General features: G+C 71.5%; 17 protein-coding genes. 10 read left to right on the top strand and 7 right to left on the bottom strand.

The window, feature by feature from the left end; translation table 11 throughout:
* The first annotated feature begins 28 nt into the window (after window positions 1-28).
* The gene (locus ACFYZ8_RS12360; protein ID WP_359030215.1) at window positions 29-634 is read left to right on the top strand and encodes a MarC family protein; all 606 of its coding nucleotides are present in this window, start codon (window positions 29-31) and stop codon (window positions 632-634) included.
* A gap of 109 nt (window positions 635-743) precedes the next feature.
* On the opposite strand, the gene ACFYZ8_RS12355 is transcribed toward ACFYZ8_RS12360, so the two are convergent.
* Window positions 744-896, bottom strand: coding sequence for a hypothetical protein (locus ACFYZ8_RS12355; RefSeq protein ID WP_129801357.1), 153 nt, complete (start codon window positions 894-896; stop codon window positions 744-746).
* A 194-nt stretch (window positions 897-1,090) separates the two neighbouring features.
* Here ACFYZ8_RS12355 and ACFYZ8_RS12350 point away from each other — a divergent pair, with 194 nt between their 5' ends.
* Entirely contained in the window at window positions 1,091-1,984 is an 894-nt protein-coding gene (locus tag ACFYZ8_RS12350; RefSeq protein ID WP_359030216.1) for an NYN domain-containing protein, read from the top strand.
* A 10-nt stretch (window positions 1,985-1,994) separates the two neighbouring features.
* Here ACFYZ8_RS12350 and ACFYZ8_RS12345 read toward each other — a convergent pair whose 3' ends face one another.
* Window positions 1,995-2,864: an alpha/beta fold hydrolase gene (locus ACFYZ8_RS12345; RefSeq protein WP_388534743.1), complete on the bottom strand. Its 870-nt coding sequence runs from the start codon at window positions 2,862-2,864 to the stop codon at window positions 1,995-1,997.
* A 157-nt stretch (window positions 2,865-3,021) separates the two neighbouring features.
* A complete protein-coding gene (locus ACFYZ8_RS12340; RefSeq protein WP_388535076.1) occupies window positions 3,022-5,601 on the bottom strand; it encodes a DEAD/DEAH box helicase in 2,580 nt (859 codons plus the stop codon).
* A gap of 487 nt (window positions 5,602-6,088) precedes the next feature.
* Between ACFYZ8_RS12340 and ACFYZ8_RS12335 the strand changes: the two genes are divergently transcribed.
* Complete coding sequence (locus tag ACFYZ8_RS12335) at window positions 6,089-6,856, top strand: ferritin-like fold-containing protein (protein ID WP_359030218.1); 768 nt, start codon at window positions 6,089-6,091, stop codon at window positions 6,854-6,856.
* Between the two features lie 54 nt (window positions 6,857-6,910).
* On the opposite strand, the gene ACFYZ8_RS12330 is transcribed toward ACFYZ8_RS12335, so the two are convergent.
* From ACFYZ8_RS12330 to ACFYZ8_RS12315, 4 genes are all read right to left on the bottom strand, one after another.
* Window positions 6,911-7,177: a hypothetical protein gene (locus ACFYZ8_RS12330; RefSeq protein ID WP_359030335.1), complete on the bottom strand. Its 267-nt coding sequence runs from the start codon at window positions 7,175-7,177 to the stop codon at window positions 6,911-6,913.
* Window positions 7,178-7,362: 185 nt separating this feature from the next.
* Entirely contained in the window at window positions 7,363-7,590 is a 228-nt protein-coding gene (locus tag ACFYZ8_RS12325) for a DUF3107 domain-containing protein (RefSeq protein ID WP_020119766.1), read from the bottom strand.
* Between the two features lie 183 nt (window positions 7,591-7,773).
* A complete protein-coding gene (locus ACFYZ8_RS12320) occupies window positions 7,774-8,415 on the bottom strand; it encodes a TetR/AcrR family transcriptional regulator (protein ID WP_356098250.1) in 642 nt (213 codons plus the stop codon).
* A 220-nt stretch (window positions 8,416-8,635) separates the two neighbouring features.
* Window positions 8,636-8,872: a hypothetical protein gene (locus ACFYZ8_RS12315; RefSeq protein WP_388534739.1), complete on the bottom strand. Its 237-nt coding sequence runs from the start codon at window positions 8,870-8,872 to the stop codon at window positions 8,636-8,638.
* A 189-nt stretch (window positions 8,873-9,061) separates the two neighbouring features.
* On the opposite strand from ACFYZ8_RS12315, the gene ACFYZ8_RS12310 reads away from it, so the two are divergent.
* The 7 genes from ACFYZ8_RS12310 to ACFYZ8_RS12280 all read left to right on the top strand — a co-directional run bounded on the left by ACFYZ8_RS12310 (window position 9,062) and on the right by ACFYZ8_RS12280 (window position 17,553).
* Complete coding sequence (locus ACFYZ8_RS12310; protein ID WP_359030220.1) at window positions 9,062-10,171, top strand: alpha/beta hydrolase; 1,110 nt, start codon at window positions 9,062-9,064, stop codon at window positions 10,169-10,171.
* An 8-nt stretch (window positions 10,172-10,179) separates the two neighbouring features.
* On the top strand, window positions 10,180-11,838 hold the full coding sequence (locus ACFYZ8_RS12305) for a DUF3152 domain-containing protein (protein ID WP_388534737.1): 1,659 nt from the start codon (window positions 10,180-10,182) through the stop codon (window positions 11,836-11,838).
* Window positions 11,839-11,894: 56 nt separating this feature from the next.
* Window positions 11,895-11,990, top strand: coding sequence for an Ms4533A family Cys-rich leader peptide (locus tag ACFYZ8_RS12300; RefSeq protein WP_359030222.1), 96 nt, complete (start codon window positions 11,895-11,897; stop codon window positions 11,988-11,990).
* A 161-nt stretch (window positions 11,991-12,151) separates the two neighbouring features.
* Window positions 12,152-13,870: an ABC transporter substrate-binding protein gene (locus ACFYZ8_RS12295; protein ID WP_388534734.1), complete on the top strand. Its 1,719-nt coding sequence runs from the start codon at window positions 12,152-12,154 to the stop codon at window positions 13,868-13,870.
* Window positions 13,871-13,874: 4 nt separating this feature from the next.
* Window positions 13,875-14,969 (top strand): ABC transporter permease, encoded by a 1,095-nt coding sequence (locus tag ACFYZ8_RS12290; protein ID WP_388534732.1) that lies wholly within the window; start codon window positions 13,875-13,877, stop codon window positions 14,967-14,969.
* Window positions 14,966-15,964, top strand: coding sequence for an ABC transporter permease (locus ACFYZ8_RS12285; protein WP_388534729.1), 999 nt, complete (start codon window positions 14,966-14,968; stop codon window positions 15,962-15,964). Before ACFYZ8_RS12290 ends, ACFYZ8_RS12285 begins: the two co-directional genes overlap by 4 nt.
* A complete protein-coding gene (locus ACFYZ8_RS12280; RefSeq protein ID WP_388534727.1) occupies window positions 15,961-17,553 on the top strand; it encodes a dipeptide ABC transporter ATP-binding protein in 1,593 nt (530 codons plus the stop codon). The genes ACFYZ8_RS12285 and ACFYZ8_RS12280 overlap by 4 nt, the downstream gene beginning before the upstream one ends.
* Window positions 17,554-17,624 lie beyond the last annotated feature (71 nt).

The raw sequence follows: 17,624 nt of genomic DNA, 5'->3' as shown, positions 1-17,624 counted from the left end.
CCACCACTTCTGTAAGGCCAGTTCCGTCATGTTCGACGTCGCCGTCTTCGGCTCGCTCTTCCTCACCCTGTTCGTGATCATGGATCCCCCCGGGATCACCCCGATCTTCCTCGCCCTGACCGCCGGCCGGCCCGGCAAGGTGCAGAAGCGGATGGCCTTCCAGGCCGTCTGCGTGGCGGGCGGTGTCATCGCCGTCTTCGGGGTCCTGGGCCACCAGATCCTGAACTACCTGCACGTCTCCGTGCCCGCGCTGATGATCGCGGGCGGGCTGCTGCTCCTGCTGATCGCGCTCGACCTGCTCACCGGCAAGACCGACGAGCCGAAGCAGACCAAGGACGTCAACGTGGCGCTCGTACCCCTGGGCATGCCGCTGCTCGCGGGTCCGGGGGCGATCGTCTCCGTCATCCTCGCCGTGCAGAAGGCCCACAGCGTCGCCACGCAGGTCTCGGTGTGGACGGCGATCCTGGCCATCCATGTCGTGCTGTGGCTGGTGATGCGGTACTCCCTGCTGATCATCCGGGTCATCAAGGACGGCGGGGTCGTGCTGGTGACGCGGCTCGCGGGCATGATGCTCTCCGCGATCGCCGTGCAGCAGATCATCAACGGGATCACCCAGGTGATCCGGGCGAGCTGAGCGCCCCGGGTGGACGCGCTCCCGCACATGCGCAGAGCCCCCGCCCGGCGTCGATGCCTGGCGGGGGCTCTGAAGCTTCAGCGGTGATCCGCGTCTGTACTGTAGGGGGTTATGAGGCCGAGGTGTCGGCCGGACGGATCCAGAGTCGCTGTCCTATGGCGGCGGCCTGCTGGACGATCCGATTGACGGAGGCGGCGTCCACGACAGTGGTGTCCACGGGCGTGCCGTCGACGTCGTCGAGTCGCATGATTTCGAAGCGCATGGCTTCTCCCTTCGTCTGGTCATCCTCCTGCGGAGAATTACTGCGTACACAGGTAGTCAACGGGGTGCGTGTTACAAACATTCCCTACGCTAAAGAAATTTTTCGAACAGCTAACTACTGACCGGTAAGTGAGTCTGCGGAGACTCCTTGGGACCGGTTGTGTTCGCAGCGTGACCGCCGGGACAATGGAGGCGATGAACGACGACCTGGCGCCCCTGAGCGCCCGCATCGACCGCACCAACGAGCTGCTCACGCGCATGCTCGCCGAGGTGGCGAAGACGCCCTCGACGCATGCGATCTTCGTCGACGCGGGCTATCTCTACGCGGCAGCGGGACGACTCGTCGCCGGCACCGAGGACCGTCGCGCCTTCGACCTCGACGCCGAGGGCCTGATCGAGGCCCTCATCGACCGGGCCCGCAGCATCTTCGCGGACAGCAGACTGCTGAGGGTCTACTGGTACGACGGCGCGAGACGCCGTATCCACACCGCGGAGCAGCAGTCCATCGCCGAGCTCCCGGACGTGAAGGTCCGGCTGGGCAACCTCAACGCCAACAACCAGCAGAAGGGCGTCGACTCCCTGATCCGCTCCGACCTGGAGTCCCTGGCCCGCCACCGCGCGATCAGCGACGCGGCGCTCCTGGGCGGGGACGAGGACCTGGTCTCGGCGGTCGAGGCGGCCCAGGGCTACGGCGCCCGCGTCCACCTGTGGGGCATCGAGGCACCCGAGGGCCGCAACCAGGCGGAACCGCTCCTGTGGGAGGTCGACAGCCAGCGCACCCTCGACCTCGACTTCTTCAAGCCGTACGTCGCGCGGCGGGCCGCCGTCCCCTACGAGGCGACGGCCGCCCGGCCCGCCCGTGAGGCCGTCCGTTTCGTGGGCGCGCAGATCGCCGCGAAGTGGCTCGCGGAGCGGGGGCGGGCGGCGCTCCAGGACCTGCTGCCCGGGCATCCGTACCTGCCCGGCTCGGTGGACCAGGACCTGCTGGTGGAGGCGGAGGGGCTGCTCCAGTACTCCCTGCGGGGGCAGGCCGATCTGCGCCGTGCGCTGCGGGACGGGTTCTGGGAGCACTTGCAGGGGCAGTACTGACCGACAGGCCCTAGCGGTCGAGGGTGTCCCAGAAGTCGGCGAGGGCGTGGGCCGTGGGGAGGGGCTGGTCGGCGTTGGGGGAGTGGTCGGCCCCCGGGATCACCGTGCGGCGGGCGCGCAGTCGTACGGCCATGTCGTCGAGGAGAGGAACCGGCCAGGTGTCGTCCTGCGCACCGGACAGCACGTGGAACGGCAGCGGGACGGCGGCGAGTTCGCCCACCAGGTCCGGCTCCGTGCACAACTGGTGGCCGGTCGCGAGGAGTTGGGCGGGCTTGTTGCCGAGCCAGCGGCGGCGCAGCTGGGCGATGTCCCCGATGCCCTTGGCGGGGCCGCCGACCTCCTCAGGGGGACCCATGGCCAGGATCGCGTCCCACACCTCGGCCATCGTCATCACACCGAGCGCGTCCCGCAGCAGCTTCACACGCTGCTGCTGGGAGTCCGAGATCTGCGCGGGTCCTGAGGAGACGAGGGTGAAGGACAGGAAGGGGGAGTGGTCGAGCAGTACGGCGGCGCGCGCGATCTGACCGCCCAGGGAATGCCCGACCAGGTGCACCGGCGTGTCGAGGGCGGCGGCCTGGGCGAGCACGTCCCGCGCCAACTCGCCCCGTGCGTAAGCGGATTCGTCGGTCTCCGGCCCGTCCGACTCGAACTGCCCCCGCCCGTCCACGGCCACGACCCGGTACCCGCGCGCGGTGAGCGGCTCGTGGAGCAGCGTGAAGTCCTCCTTGCTGCCCGTGAACCCGGGCAGCAGCAGCGCGGTGCCCTTGGGGGCGACACCGGAGGGCACGGCCGAATCCACGGCCGCGAACTCACCGCGAGCGGTGCGCAGGGGGTAGACGCGGGCGCCTGGCGGCGGGGCGAAGACGGCTCGGGTGCTCACGGGGTGAGGTTATCGGGCGGGGGTGGCGGGGCGGTCTCCTAGGGGGCGCCTGTCCTGGGGGCGCCGCACAGGTGCCGCGCCTCTGTGGCGGGTGTGGCCGGTAGCGGGAACGCCGACGGCCCGGCCCCTGTGAAGGGCCGGGCCGTCGGGTGGGGCATCAGCTGTCCGCGGGCTCCGCGGCGGCCGAGGCGGCCGTCTTGCGGGTCCGGCGGCGCGGTGCGGCGGCCTTCGGCTCCTGGTCCGCCTGGGCCGGGATGTCGGCGGTCACGGCGGGCTCGGCGGCCTTGCGGGTGGTACGACGGCGCGGCTTGGCCTCGGCCGGGTCCGTGGTGACCTCGGCGGTGGCCGCGGTCTTGCGGGTGCGCCGGGGCTTGGTCTCCGTGGCTTCCGCCGTGTCGGCCGCGGTCTCGGCGGCCGGAGCCGCAGCAGCCGTCTTGCGGGTGCGGCGCGGCTTGGTGGCCGTGCCCTCCGCGGTGTCCACGGCGGCTTCCGCGGCGGTGGCCGCGGTCTTCCGGGTACGCCGGGGCTTGGTCACCTCGGCCGCCTCCGGCTCCTGGACCGTCTGGACCGGGATCTCGGCGGTCACGGCGGGCTCGGCGGCCTTGCGGGTACGACGGCGCGGCTTGGCCTCGGCCGGGTCCGTGGTGACCTCGGCGGTGGCCGCGGTCTTGCGGGTACGGCGCGGCTTGGCCTCGGTGGCCTCGGCCGTGTCCACCGCGGTCTCGGCGGCAGTCGCGGGCGCGGCAGCCGTCTTACGGGTGCGGCGGGGCTTGGCCTCCACGGCTTCCGTCGTGTCGGTGGCCGCCTCCGTCGTCGCGGCCGCGGTCTTGCGGGTGCGGCGCGGCTTGGTGGCCGTGCCCTCCGCGGTGTCCACGGCGGCTTCCGCGGCGGTCGTGGCCGTGGCCGTGGTCTTGCGGGTGCGGCGGGGCTTGGTCTCCACGGCCTCCGCCGTGTCCACGGCGGCCTCGGCGGCAGGGGCCGCAGCAGCCGTCTTGCGCGTGCGGCGCGGCTTGGTGGCCGGAGCCTCCGGGGTGGCCTCGGCGACCGGAGCGGCCTCCGCGACGGCGGCGGTCTCCGTGACCGGCGCGGTCTCGACGACCGTCTCCACCGCGGCCGGCGTCTCCGCGGACTTGCGGGTCCGGCGGCGGCGCGGCTTGGCCGGGGTCTCGGTGTCGAGGGCCGCGCCCTCCGCCGTCGTGACGGCGGACTCCGCGGTCTCGGACACGGTCGGCTCGACCGCCGTCGCTGCCGTGATAGCCGTGACCGGCGCCGAGTCGGACGCTCCGCCGCGGGTGCGGCGACGGCGGCGCGGGGTGCGGGTCGAGGTGGTGTCCTCGGCCGCGGTGGTCTCGGCGGTCTCCGACGGGGCGACCGCCTCGACGGGGGCGTTCGCGTCCAGCGGGGTCCCGCCGCGGGTACGGCGACGACGGCGCGGCGTACGGTCCGGACGCTCGCGGTCGGCGGAGCGGGACTCGTCCCGGCCACCGCGCCCGCGACCCCGGTCACCGCGGTCGCGGTCGCCCCGGCCGCGTGCACCGCGTCCGCCCGGCTCGCCCAGGTCCTCGAGCTCCTCCGCGTCGAGCCCCGCGCGCGTGCGCTCGGCTCGCGGCAGGACACCCTTGGTGCCCGCGGGGATGTTCAGCTCCTCGTAGAAGTGCGGGGAGGTGGAGTACGTCTCCGGCGGGTCGTTGAAGTCGAGCTCCAGCGCCTTGTTGATCAGCTGCCAGCGCGGGATGTCGTCCCAGTCGACGAGGGTGATCGCGATGCCCTTGGCGCCCGCGCGGCCGGTGCGGCCGATGCGGTGCAGGTACGTCTTCTCCTCTTCGGGCGACTGGTAGTTGATGACGTGCGTGACGCCCTCGACGTCGATGCCGCGGGCGGCGACGTCGGTGCAGACGAGCACGTCCACCTTGCCGTTGCGGAAGGCGCGCAGCGCCTGCTCGCGGGCGCCCTGGCCGAGGTCGCCGTGGACCGCGCCGGCGGCGAAACCGCGCTGCTGGAGCTGGTCGGCGAGGTCGGCCGCGGTGCGCTTGGTGCGGCAGAAGACCATCACCAGTCCCCGGCCTTCGGCCTGCAGGATGCGCGCGACCATCTCGGGCTTGTCCATGTTGTGCGCGCGGTACACGTGCTGCTTGGTGTTCGCGACCGTCCTGCCCGCGTCGTCGGGCGAGGTGGCGTTGATGTGCGTGGGCTGCGACATGTAGCGGCGGGCGAGACCGATGACCGCGCCCGGCATGGTGGCCGAGAACAGCATCGTCTGGCGGCGGGCCGGCAGCATGTTGATGATCTTCTCGACGTCGGGCAGGAAGCCCAGGTCGAGCATCTCGTCGGCCTCGTCGAGGACGAGCGCCTTGATGTGGCCGAGGTTGAGCTTCTTCTGGCCCGCGAGGTCCAGGAGCCGGCCCGGGGTGCCGACGACGACGTCGACGCCCTTCTTGAGGGCCTCGACCTGGGGCTCGTAGGCGCGGCCGCCGTAGATGGCGAGGACGCGGACGTTGCGTACCTTGCCCGCGGTCTGCAGGTCGTTGGTGACCTGGGTGCACAGCTCGCGCGTGGGGACGACGACGAGCGCCTGCGGGGCGTCGGTGAGGGCCTCGGGCTTGGCGCGGCCGGCCTCGACGTCGGCGGGGACGGTGACGCGCTCGAGGAGCGGGAGGCCGAAGCCCAGCGTCTTGCCGGTGCCGGTCTTGGCCTGGCCGATGACGTCGGAGCCGGAGAGGGCCACCGGGAGCGTCATCTGCTGGATGGGGAAGGGGTTGATGATGCCGACGGCTTCGAGCGCCTCGGCCGTCTCGGTGAGAATCCCGAGATCGCGGAAAGTCGTAGTCAGGGTGCTGCCTCTTCTGTGTGCGCGGTGCGAGGCGAGCGCGGGGGTCGTCTTCAACCGTGCTGGGGACGTCGGCTGCCTTACGGGCAAGCCGTAATGGCACGGGACCACTGCCGACGCTCTAGCGCTCGTACCGCTGAGGGTCCCCCTCCGAACTCCGTACGCACTGTGCCGTACGGGAGGGGAGGGCTGTCGGGTCGGAGCCGATCGGGCCACCGACCGGGCATCCTCATACGTGCGGCCTGTCGAGGCGCGGCGCACTCGAAGAGTGCCGTCGTACCAGCAGGCGCATTACCACCATACCTCGGAATCGCGCACATGCGATGGCCGATTTGGTCACGTAGTCGTCGTCACACTGATTGACCAGGGCCTTCCACGGCCCGGTGAGCGGGCTATTGTGCGCTTCATGACGACCTCTGACAAGCCCGACAACGCCCCCGAGACTTCGGCCGAACCCACCGTCGAGCACACCGGTGTCGCCGCCCAGGACTGGACGAAGGCCGCCGCCGACCCGCAGTACCGAGCCGCGGTCGTCGACCTGCTCGGCGCGCTCGCGTACGGCGAGCTGGCGGCCTTCGAGCGGCTCGCGGAGGACGCCAAGCTGGCGCCGACGCTGGCGGACAAGGCGGAGCTGGCGAAGATGGCGTCGGCGGAGTTCCACCACTACGAGAAGCTGCGCGACCGGCTGACGGAGATCGGCGAGGAGCCGACGCTCGCGATGGAGCCGTTCGTCGCGGCCCTGGACGGCTTCCACCGGCAGACGGCGCCCTCGGACTGGCTGGAGGGGCTCGTCAAGGCGTACGTCGGTGACTCGATCGCCAGTGACTTCTACCGGGAGGTCGCGGCCCGGCTCGACACCGACTCGCGCGAGCTGGTGCTGGCCGTGCTCGACGACACCGGGCACGCCGGGTTCGCCGTCGAGAAGGTGCGCGCGGCGATCGACGCGGACCCGCGTGTGGGCGGCCGACTCGCCCTGTGGGCGCGGCGGTTGATGGGGGAGGCGCTGTCGCAGTCGCAGCGGGTCGTCGCGGACCGGGACGCGTTGTCGACGATGCTCGTCGGCGGTGTCGCGGACGGGTTCGATCTCGCCGAGGTGGGTCGGATGTTCTCGCGGATCACCGAGGCGCACACGAAGCGGATGGCCGCGCTGGGGCTTGCGGCCTAGCGGCTGCCGGCCCCGGAGGACGGCTGCCGCCCCAGGCGGCCGGCCGGGCTTCGCTCACGCCGGTGCTGATCGGCGCAGCCTGCCGGTCGGGCGCAGGAGCAGGGAGAGCGACGCCACGGAGACCACCGCGGCCCCCAGGAGGATCAGCAGGATGTTGCCGGGCTCCAGCGCGGTGTGGGTCACGAAGGCGCCGAACAGGGCGCCCGCGGTGCCCGTCGCGAGGACCAGGGAGCGGTTCGGCAGGCGGTGGGCGAGGCGGTGTGCCGCGACCCCCGCCAGTACGAGACCGAGCAGAGCTGAGCCGAGCGCTTCGATCAACATCATGGGGTCCCTCCCACACGGCCACACTGCGCGTTACGGTCGTAGCCCGTCATACCCGTGACCTGCGGAATGCAATCCTCCTCCGGGTGTTCCCCGTGCTCCATCCGTGGAGGAGGAGAACGCGCCCACCGCACGAAGAGGGGCCCGGCGACTTCCGGTCGCCGGGCCCCTCTTCGTCTGTCTGCCTACAGCGCGCCGAAGCCCACCTTGCGCGGAGCCGGCTCACCGAGCTCGACGTACGCGAGACGGTCGGCGGGGACGAGGACCTTGCGGCCGTGCTCGTCCACCAGGCTCAGCAGCTGAGACTTGCCGGCCAGCGCCTCGGCCACCGCCCGCTCGACCTCCTCGGCGCTCTGACCGCTCTCCAGAACGATCTCGCGGGGCGCGTGCTGCACGCCGATCTTGACCTCCACGGCTATGTCCCTCCGACGGTCAGTGAAGTGCGCGACCTTCCGCGCCGTACCCAGCACACATTAGCCCGGTGAGGGGACGTACACGCTCCGCGCAAGAACGCCAACAGCGAACACCGGGCGGGAACAAACGACCCGCACGCGTGCGTGCGGGTCGTTCGCGATCTCGTTCCCTGCCTGGTGCCGTCAGTGGTGCTCCGTGCCGTGCAGCGGGAATCCGGCGATGCCCCGCCACGCCAGCGACGTCAGCAGCTGGACCGCCTGGTCGCGCGGGACGCTGCGGTCGCTGTGCAGCCAGGACCGGGCCACCACCTGGGCGAGACCGCCGAGGCCCGACGCGAGCAGCATCGACTCCGCGCGCGAGAGGCCGGTGTCCTCCGCGATGACCTCGGAGATCGCCTCCGCGCACTCGACGGTGACCTTGTCGACGCGCTCGCGCACCGCGGGCTCGTTCGTCAGGTCCGACTCGAAGACCAGGCGGAAGGCGCCGCCGTCGTCCTCGACGTACGCGAAATAGGCGTCCATGGTCGCCCGCACGCGCTGCTTGTTGTCGCTCGTCGACGCGAGCGCGGTGCGCACCGCCTGGATCAGGGACTCGCAGTGCTGGTCCAGCAGCGCGAGATAGAGGTCGAGCTTGCCCGGGAAGTGCTGGTAGAGCACCGGCTTGCTGACGCCGGCCCGCTCGGCGATGTCGTCCATCGCGGCCGCGTGGTAGCCCTGTGCCACGAAGACTTCCTGCGCGGCGCCCAGCAGCTGGTTCCGTCGGGCACGGCGCGGCAGGCGCGTCCCCCGCGGGCGTGCCGCCTCTGTCTGCTCGATGGCTGTCACGCCGCCTCCCAATGTCGTCCACGTGCGGTGTGCGCCGCGCCGCCATCGTACTTTTCGGTAACCGTGCTGTGCGCGGTGCGAGCGCAGAATTTCACGGACCGGACGGTGACGAAAGCCGCGCAAAGGTTTCAAACGGGCATCTAGCGGGCAGCGGCCGTCCCGTTCCTGCTCAGGAATGCCCTGATGAGTGCTTTGTCGGCCGCTCCGCGTCGGGCCGGCGTCACCGGTAGTCGTCCTCGTCGAGCGAGACGATCCGGGCCTGTTCGACGAGGTCGGCCTCGTTGGCCCGGTCGGGCTCGACGCCGGTCAGCGGGTCGTCGCGGTCGGGCGCGACGTCGGTGCGCTGCTCGGCCGCGTCGCCCTCGGGGGCCTCGACACCGATCTCGGCGGCGTCGTCCTCCTCCTCGAAGGCGTCGGGCTCGGTGAACGCCTCGGGGTCGGTGGGGTCGTAGGTCATGGTGGGCTCCCTTCCTAGAACGTCCCTGAGGTACACAGGGGGCCACATTCGGGTGCCCTGCGTACGAGCCTAGGAGACACACGATCTGGACGCCATGCGATGTTCGTGTCCCACCGCGCGCACTTCGTACACGTGCTCTGTGACGGCGAACACGTGAACCACTGCGTGATCGTCTCGTAACATTGCCGCATGTCTTCGACCGAGCCGCCCTTCGTGCCGCCCGCCACCGTCCTTCCCAAAGTGGCACCCGTCAGGGTCGGCGAGGGTGAGCGGCTCAGGTCGGTGGGGCTGCCGGGGATGACTCTGGCGGTGCGTTCGCGGCCGCCCGCGCGCGAGGGGCTGCCGCCCGCGTTGTACGTCCATGGCCTCGGCGGTTCCTCGCAGAACTGGTCGGCGCTGATGGAGCAGCTGGAGGGGGACGTCGACGGCGAGGCGGTCGACCTGCCGGGCTTCGGCGACTCCCCGCCGCCGGACGACGGCAACTACTCGATCACCGCACACGCGCGTGCGGTGATCCGCTTTCTCGACGCGTCCGGCCGCGGACCCGTCCACCTTTTCGGCAACTCCCTCGGTGGCGCGGTGTCCACACGCGTCGCGGCGGTGCGGCCCGACCTGGTGCGCACCCTCACCCTCGTCTCCCCGGCCCTTCCGGAGATCCGCGTCCAGCGCAGCGCCGTGCCCACGGCGCTGCTGGCGCTGCCGGGTGTGGCCGGCCTCTTCACCCGCTTCAGCAAGGACTGGACGGCCGAGCAGCGCGTGCGCGGGGTCACGGCTCTCTGCTACGGCGATCCCGGGCGGGTCTCTCCCGAGGGCTTCCGGTACGCGGTCGAGGAGATGGAACGGCGGCTGCAACTGCCGTACTTCTGGGACGCGCTGACGCGTTCCGCGCGCGGGCTGGTGAACGCGTACACGCTGGGCGGCCAGCACGCGCTGTGGCGCCAGGCCGAGCGCGTGCTCGCCCCCACACTGCTCGTCTACGGCGGTCGCGACCAGCTCGTCGGCTTCCGCATGGCCCAGAAGGCGGCCCGCGCCTTCCGTGACTCCCGCCTGCTGACCCTGCCCGAGGCGGGGCACGTGGCGATGATGGAGTACCCGGAGACGGTGGCGGGGGCGTTCCGTGAACTCGCGGCGGACGCCAGGGTTTTGGCCGCGCACAGGGGGGCTTTCGGCGGTTCCGTGGGAGGCTCTGACAGGCGTCACGGCTCCGTGGGCACCTCCGGTGAGGGGACCTCGGGCGCAGAGCGAGACGCCGCAACGGCTTCCGGTGACGGAGCCGACACCAGCATCGTGGGGAGCTGAGGCGCGGCGTGGGACGCCACAGTCGACGCGGGCCCGTTCCCAAGAAGGGGCCCGACAAAGGCAGTTCGCCCGGCGAGGGCGGTACGGGCCAGGCGGGCGCGGAGGGGGCCAGGGGCGCGGGGCGCCTCGACGCGGAGGCGACGACGGACGACCGTGCACGTACGCAGGCGTCCCCCGCTCCGGCGCCGTGGGCCGCTCGGCGGGGGGATCCGGGGGGCCGGGGTCCCGGGTACGGGGTGCCGTCGGACAGCGGCGGGTCAGAGGGTGGTGCTGCCGGATCGGGGGGTGGTGCCGTCGGATCGGGGAGAGGTGCTGCCGGGCGCCGGGTGTCCGCGCAGGGCGGTGGCCCGAGGCTGCCGGAGGGCACGCCCGCGCGTGGTGTTCCTCGGCTTCCGGAGGGGACGCCCGCGCACGGATTTCCGCGGCTGTCCGACGGCACGCCCGCGCGTGGCTTCCCGCGGCTGTCCGACGGCACCCCCGTCCACGGCCTGCCCCGGGTCCGTGGCGGGCATCCCGAGCAGCGTGAATCCGGGGGTGGCTGGGGGGAGTCGAGCGGTCAGGGGCCGGGCGGGCCCACCGCCGCCGGGCCGGGAGTCGCGCTTCCGAGGCAGCGGCAGGGCCCGCCGGGGCAGCGGTCGGGGCCTCGGCAGGACTACGTCGACGCGTTCACCGAGGAGGTCGATGTCTTCGTCCCCGGCGGTTCTCGTGGCCCCGGCAGGTCTCGCGGCTCTGTTCCCGCGAACGGTCCGGACAGCGCGGCCGGGGCCGTGACCACCGCGCACCCCTCCACCGCGCACCCCTCCGACCCGTACCACCCCGACTCCGCTGACACGCCGCCGACCGGCCCGCTCCAGGCGGGCAAGGGCGGCAAGGGCCGGGCCTTCACCGGCGTCGCGGCCGCCGCCGTCGTCACCGTGCTCGCCGTCGTCGTGGCCGGGCAGGTCACCGACGGGCGCGGCACCGCCGCCGGCGCGCAGTCCGCGACCGACCAGGCGCGGGACGCGCGGGACGCGGCCCCCGGAGTGGCCGGGCAGCCGTCGCCGTCGTCCTCGGCCGTCGTGGCGCCGCTGACGTACGACCAGAAGATGGGCACCAAGTACCCGCTCAGCGCCAAGCTCGACGGCTCGGGGAAGTTCGACGCGATCCAGGGGGTCGACAAGGCACCCGGCAAGGGACAGAAGTACACCTACCGCGTGGACGTGGAGCAGGGGCTCGGACTGGACGGCCGGCTCTTCGCCGAGGCCGTGCAGAAGACGCTCAACGACGACCGCAGCTGGGCCCACGCCGGCGCCCGGACCTTCGAGCGCGTCTACTCCGGCAAGCCCGACTTCGTGATCACGCTCGCCAGCCCCGGCACCACGGCCGACTGGTGCGCCAAGTCCGGCCTCGACACCACCGAGGACAACGTCTCGTGCGACTCGGCCGCCACCGAGCGCGTGATGATCAATGCGTACCGATGGGCGCAGGGATCAACCACATACGGTGATCGGATCCATGCGTACCGGCAAATGTTGATCAATCATGAGGTCGGCCATCGCCTCGGCTACTCCCATGTGACGTGTGACAAGAACGGCGAGCTCGCGCCGGTGATGCAGCAGCAGACCAAGTTCCTCGACCACGACGGGATCCACTGCCGGGCCAATCCCTGGCCCTATCCCGGCAGTTGACGGCGGACGCACATGTCACATTGACATGTGTTGATCGGTCGTACATATTGCTGCGCATGTGGTCTAGTCATGTCGTCGAGCGCAGCGCCGCCATCCAGCTGGCGCTCATCGGTGTGACCCCGCTCTGCGTGGCCGACATTCTCTGTCGCTGACGCCCGCCCTCAGGCGCGCGTCGCGAATCCTTCCTTTCTCCGTGACCGAGTCACGGCTTTTTCGACGACCTGACGCCAGGGCAGACGTCCGTCCACGTTCGTCTCACTCTTCGTCAATCAGTCTCGCCATTCGAGACACATCATTCGAGAGGTCGTCTCCGATGCGTCAACCGTCCCTCACAGCGCGCCGCGTGGCCGCGGTATCCGTAAGCCTGGTTCTGGCAGCGGGCGCCGCCGCCTGCGGCCCGGAGGACAACGATGCCAAGAGCTCCGGCGGCGACTCCACGCCCCACAAGGGCGGCACTCTGACGGTCCTGAACGCCAACCCGCAGCAGGACTTCGACCCGGCCCGCCTGTACACCTCCGGCGGCGGCAACGTGCCCTCCCTCGTCTTCCGCACCCTCACCACCCGCAACCGCGAGAACGGCGCCGCCGGGGCCAAGGTGGTTCCCGACCTCGCCACCGACACCGGGCGCCCCAACAAGGACGCGACCGTGTGGACGTACACCTTGAGGAAGGGCCTCAAGTACGAGGACGGCACCGCGATCACCTCGGCCGACATCAAGTACGGCATCGAGCGCTCCTTCGCGCCCGAACTCTCCGGCGGCGCGCCCTATCTGCGGGACTGGCTGGTCGGCGCGGCCGACTACCAGGGGCCGTACAAGGACAAGAAGGGCCTCGCGGCGATCGAGACGCCGGACGAGCGCACCATCGTCTTCCACCTGAACAAGCCCGAGGGCGAGTTCCCGTACCTGGCCACGCAGACGCAGTTCACGCCCGTCCCGAAGGCCAAGGACACCGGTACGAAGTACGAGGAGCACCCCGTCTCGTCCGGCCCGTACAAGGTCGTCACGAACCAGAACGACGGTGAGCACCTCGTCCTGGAGCGCAACACGTACTGGTCGACGGCGCTGGACCCCGAGCGCAAGGCGTACCCGGACCGGATCGACGTCAAGTCCGGGCTCGACTCGTCGGTGATCAACCAGCGGCTGTCGGCGTCCCAGGGTGCGGACGCGGCCGCGGTCACCACGGACACCAATCTCGGGCCGGCCGAACTCGCCAAGGTGACGGGCGACAAGGACCTCGCCTCCCGCGTCGGCACCGGGCACTTCGGCTACACCAACTACATAGCGTTCAACCCGAAGGTCAAGCCGTTCGACGACGTCAGGGTCCGGCAGGCGATCTCGTACGCCGTCGACCGCTCCTCCGTGGTCAACGCGGCCGGCGGCAGCGCGCTCGCCGAGTCCGCCACCACCTTCCTGCCGAACCAGAAGTCCTTCGGCTACGAGCCGTACGACCTCTTCCCGGCCGGCGCGACCGGCAACGCGGCGAAGGCCAAGGAACTCCTGAAGGAGGCCGGCCACCCGAACGGGCTCACGGTGACCCTGACCCACTCCAACGCCAAGGACTTCGAGACCAGCCCCGAGATCGCGACCGCGATCCAGGACGCTCTCAAGAAGGCCGACATCACGGTCAAGCTCCAGGGCCTGGAGGAGAACGACTACTCGGACACCGTCCACAACGTGAAGACCGAGCCCGGCTTCTTCCTCGCCCACTGGGGTGCCGACTGGCCCTCCGGCGGTCCCTTCCTCGCCCCGATCTTCGACGGCCGCCAGATCGTCAAGGACGGCGCGAACTTCAACACGGGCCTGCTCAACGACAAGTCGGTCAATGACGAGATTGACGCGATCAACAAGTTGACCGATCTTGACGCTGCCGCCAAGCGATGGGGTGCACTGGACAAGAAGATCGGCGAGCAGGCGCTGACCGTGCCGCTGTTCCACCCGGTCTACAAGCGCCTGTACGGCAAGGACATCAAGAACGTCGTGATCAGCGACTGGACCGGCGTCCTTGACATCTCGCAGGTCGCGGTCAAGTAACCCGATGAGCGAGGCACTTGTCGCCACCGAGGTCCCCGGGGCAGCCGCCTCGGGGGCCTCGGTGGCCCGTCAGTTCTGGCGGCGGCTGCGGGCGCAGCGCGCCGCCATGGTCGCGGCGGCCGTCGTCGCACTGCTCGTCCTGGTCGCCCTCGCGGCGCCCCTGCTCACCGCGCTGGAGGGCCAGGACCCGACCACCTACCACCCCTCCCTGGTCGACTCCGCGCGCGGAGGCGTGCCCATCGGGTCCTTCGGAGGCATCGGCGCGGACCACTGGCTCGGCGTCGAGCCGCAGACCGGACGCGACCTGTTCGCCCGGCTGGTGTACGGGGCCCGGGTCTCCCTGGGCGTCGCGCTGGCCGCGACCGCCGTACAGGTCTTCCTCGGTGTCGTGGTGGGAGTCGCGGCCGCGCTCGGCAACCGATGGGTTGATCAACTGTTGAGCCGGATCACCGACATCATCGTGGCCATGCCGTTGATGATCATGGCGTTGGCACTGCTCGCCGTCGTGCCGAGCAACTTCCCCCGGCCCGTCCTGGTCGCCCTCATCATCGGCTTCGTCGCCTGGGGCACGATCGGCAAGATCGCGCGCGCCCAGACCCTCACCCTCAAGGAACTCGACTACGTGGCCGCCGCCCGGCTCAGCGGCTGGGGCACCCTGCGGATCGCCCGCCGGGAACTGCTCCCCGGTCTCGCCGCGCCCGTCATCACCTACGCGGCGCTGATGGTTCCGGCGAACATCGCCATCGAGGCGTCGCTGTCCTTCCTCGGCGTCGGCGTGAAGCCCCCCACCCCGTCCTGGGGACAGATGCTCTCCACGGCCGACGTCTGGTACCAGGCGGCCCCGCAGTACCTGCTGCTGCCCGCCGCCGCGCTGTTCACCACCGTCCTCGCGCTCACCGTCCTCGGCGACGGCGTCCGCACCGCCCTGGACCCGCGCGCGGCCTCCCGCCTGCGCGTCGGCACGGGCCGCAGGCAGGAGTCCAAGGCCGTCACGTCCCAGGCCGTCCCGTCCCAGGCTGGCAAGCCTGAGGCCGTCAAGCCTGAGGCCGTCAAGCCTGAGGCCGGCAAGCCCGAGGCCGGCAAGGAGGACACCGCGTGAGCGGCTTCACCGGATTCGCCCTGCGCCGGACCGCGAGCGCCGTCCTCACCCTGCTCGCCCTCTCGGTCATCATCTACGTCGTCTTCTACGCCACCCCCGGCAACGTCGCCCAGATCACCTGCGGCCCGCGCTGCTCGCCGGAACAGGTGCACCAGGTCGCCCAGCAGCTCAGGCTCGACGACCCGCTCTACCTGCGCTACTGGCACTTCCTCCAGGGCATCGTGGCGGGCCACGACTACTCCACCGGCACCTCCGTCGAACACTGCCCGGCACCCTGCCTCGGGCTGTCGTACCAGAGCGACCAGCAGGTCACGCGGATCATCCTGAACAAGCTGCCCGTCAGCCTGTCGCTGGTGGTCGGCGCGATGGTGCTCTGGCTGCTGCTGGGCGTCGGCACCGGAGTGCTCTCCGCCTGGCGGCGCGGCCGGTTCACCGAGCGCGCGCTGACCGGTCTGACGCTCGCGGGAATCGCCACGCCCGTCTTCGTCATCGGCCTCGTCCTGATGATCGTGGTCTGCGGGCAGCTGGAGATCCTGCCCTTCCCGGAGTACGTCTCCTTCTCCGACGACCCCGAACAGTGGATGTGGGGCCTGCTGCTGCCCTGGGTCACGCTCGCCCTCGCCGAGGCGGCCTACTTCGCCCGCCTGACCCGGGCGTCGATGCTCGAGACGCTCGCCGAGGACCACATCCGCACCTTCCGCGCCTACGGCGTCGGCGAGCGGTCGATCGTCGGCCGGCACGCTCTGCGCGGCGCCCTGGCACCGATCATCGCCCTGAACGCCAACGACTTCGGCAGCGCGGTCGGCGGGGCGGTCCTCGTCGAGTCGCTGTTCGGTCTGCCCGGCATCGGCCAGGAACTGGTCCACGCCGTCACCGTCGTCGACCTCCCGGTCGTCGTCGGCATGGTGCTGGTCATCGGCTTCTTCGTGGTGCTCGCCAACGCCGTCGCGGACGTCCTGTACGCGGTGGCCGACCGACGGGTGGTGCTCGCATGAGCCTCGTCCATGTCACGGACCTCACCGTCGGGTTCGGCGATCTGCGCGCCGTCGACGGCCTCTCCTTCCGCCTGGAGCAGGGCGCTGCCCTCGCCCTGGTCGGCGAGTCCGGCTCCGGCAAGTCCACCGTCGCCTCGGCCCTGCTCGGGCTGCACCGCGGCACGGGCGCGCGCGTGGGCGGCTCGGTCGAGGTCGCCGGCGTCGACGTACAGCGGGCGTCGGACGAGGAACTGCGGCGGCTGCGGGGCGCGAAGGCCGCGATGGTCTTCCAGGACCCGCTGTCCTCCCTGGACCCGTACTACGCGATCGGCGACCAGATCGCCGAGGTGTACCGCGTGCACACGCGTGTGCCGCGACGAGCGGCACGCGCGCGTGCCGTGGACGTACTGGACCGGGTCGGCATCCCGGACGCCGTACGGCGATCCCGGTCCCGGCCGCACGAGTTCAGCGGCGGCATGCGCCAGCGTGCCCTCATCGCGATGGCGCTGGCCTGCGAGCCCGACCTGCTGATCGCCGACGAGCCGACCACCGCGCTCGACGTGACCGTCCAGGCCCAGATCCTCGACCTGCTGCACACCCTGCGCCAGGAGACCGGCATGGGCCTGCTGCTCGTCACGCACGACGTCGGCGTCGCCGCCGAGAGCGTGGACGACGTGCTGGTCATGCGGCACGGCCGCGCAGTCGAGCAGGGCCCGGTCGCAGCGGTGCTCGGGGCCCCTGGGGAGGCCTACACGCGCGAACTGCTCGCCGCGGTCCCGCGCGTGGACGCGCCCCGGACAGCCTCCCGGGCACCCGGCGAGGTGGTCCTCGAAGCGAAGGGCCTGCGGCGCGAGTTCGGGCGCGGCAAGAACGCCCTCACGGCCGTCGACGACGTCTCGCTGACCGTCCGCCGGGGCGAGACCCTCGGCGTGGTCGGCGAGAGCGGCAGCGGCAAGACGACGCTGGGACGGATGCTGGTCGGGCTCCTGGAGCCGACGGCGGGCGAGGTCCGCCACGACGGCCACACGCGCGTGGGTGTGAACCCGGCCGTGCAGATGGTCTTCCAGGACCCCGTCTCCTCCCTCAACCCCCGCCGCAGTGTGGGCGAGTCGATCGCGGACCCGCTCCGTGCGCGGGGCGAGAGGGACGAGGAGCGGATCAGGGGGCGGGTGACGGAACTCCTGGAGCGCGTGGGGCTCGAAGGGGCGCACTACGACCGGTACCCGCACGAGTTCAGCGGCGGCCAGCGCCAGCGCGTGGGCATCGCGCGGGCGCTCGCGGCCGACCCGCGCGTCATCGTCTGCGACGAGCCGGTCTCCGCGCTCGACGTCACCACGCAGGCCCAGGTGGTCGCCCTGCTCGGCGCGTTGCAGCGGGAACTCGGACTCGCGCTGGTCTTCGTCGCGCACGACCTCGCCGTCGTACGCCAGGTCAGCGACCGCGTGGCCGTGATGCGGCGCGGCCGGATCGTCGAGTCCGGGCCCGCCGACGAGGTGTACGACAGCCCGCGGGACCCGTACACCAGGCAGCTCCTGGCCGCCGTACCGGCGCTCGATCCGCGCATCGCGGCCCGGCGCAGGGCGGAGCGCGGGGAAGTGGCCGCAACCTGACGTTCCGTGTCCGGATGATCTCTTAGCGCGACCGAACGCGACCCGCACGGGAAAGTTACGAGCGTTCACCC

Source organism: Streptomyces sp. NPDC001668 (genome assembly GCF_042893155.1).
In the GTDB taxonomy this organism is placed as follows: domain Bacteria; phylum Actinomycetota; class Actinomycetes; order Streptomycetales; family Streptomycetaceae; genus Streptomyces.
The sequence above is the reverse complement of the archived record's forward strand: the minus strand, read 5'-3'. Positions and strand labels throughout refer to the sequence as shown.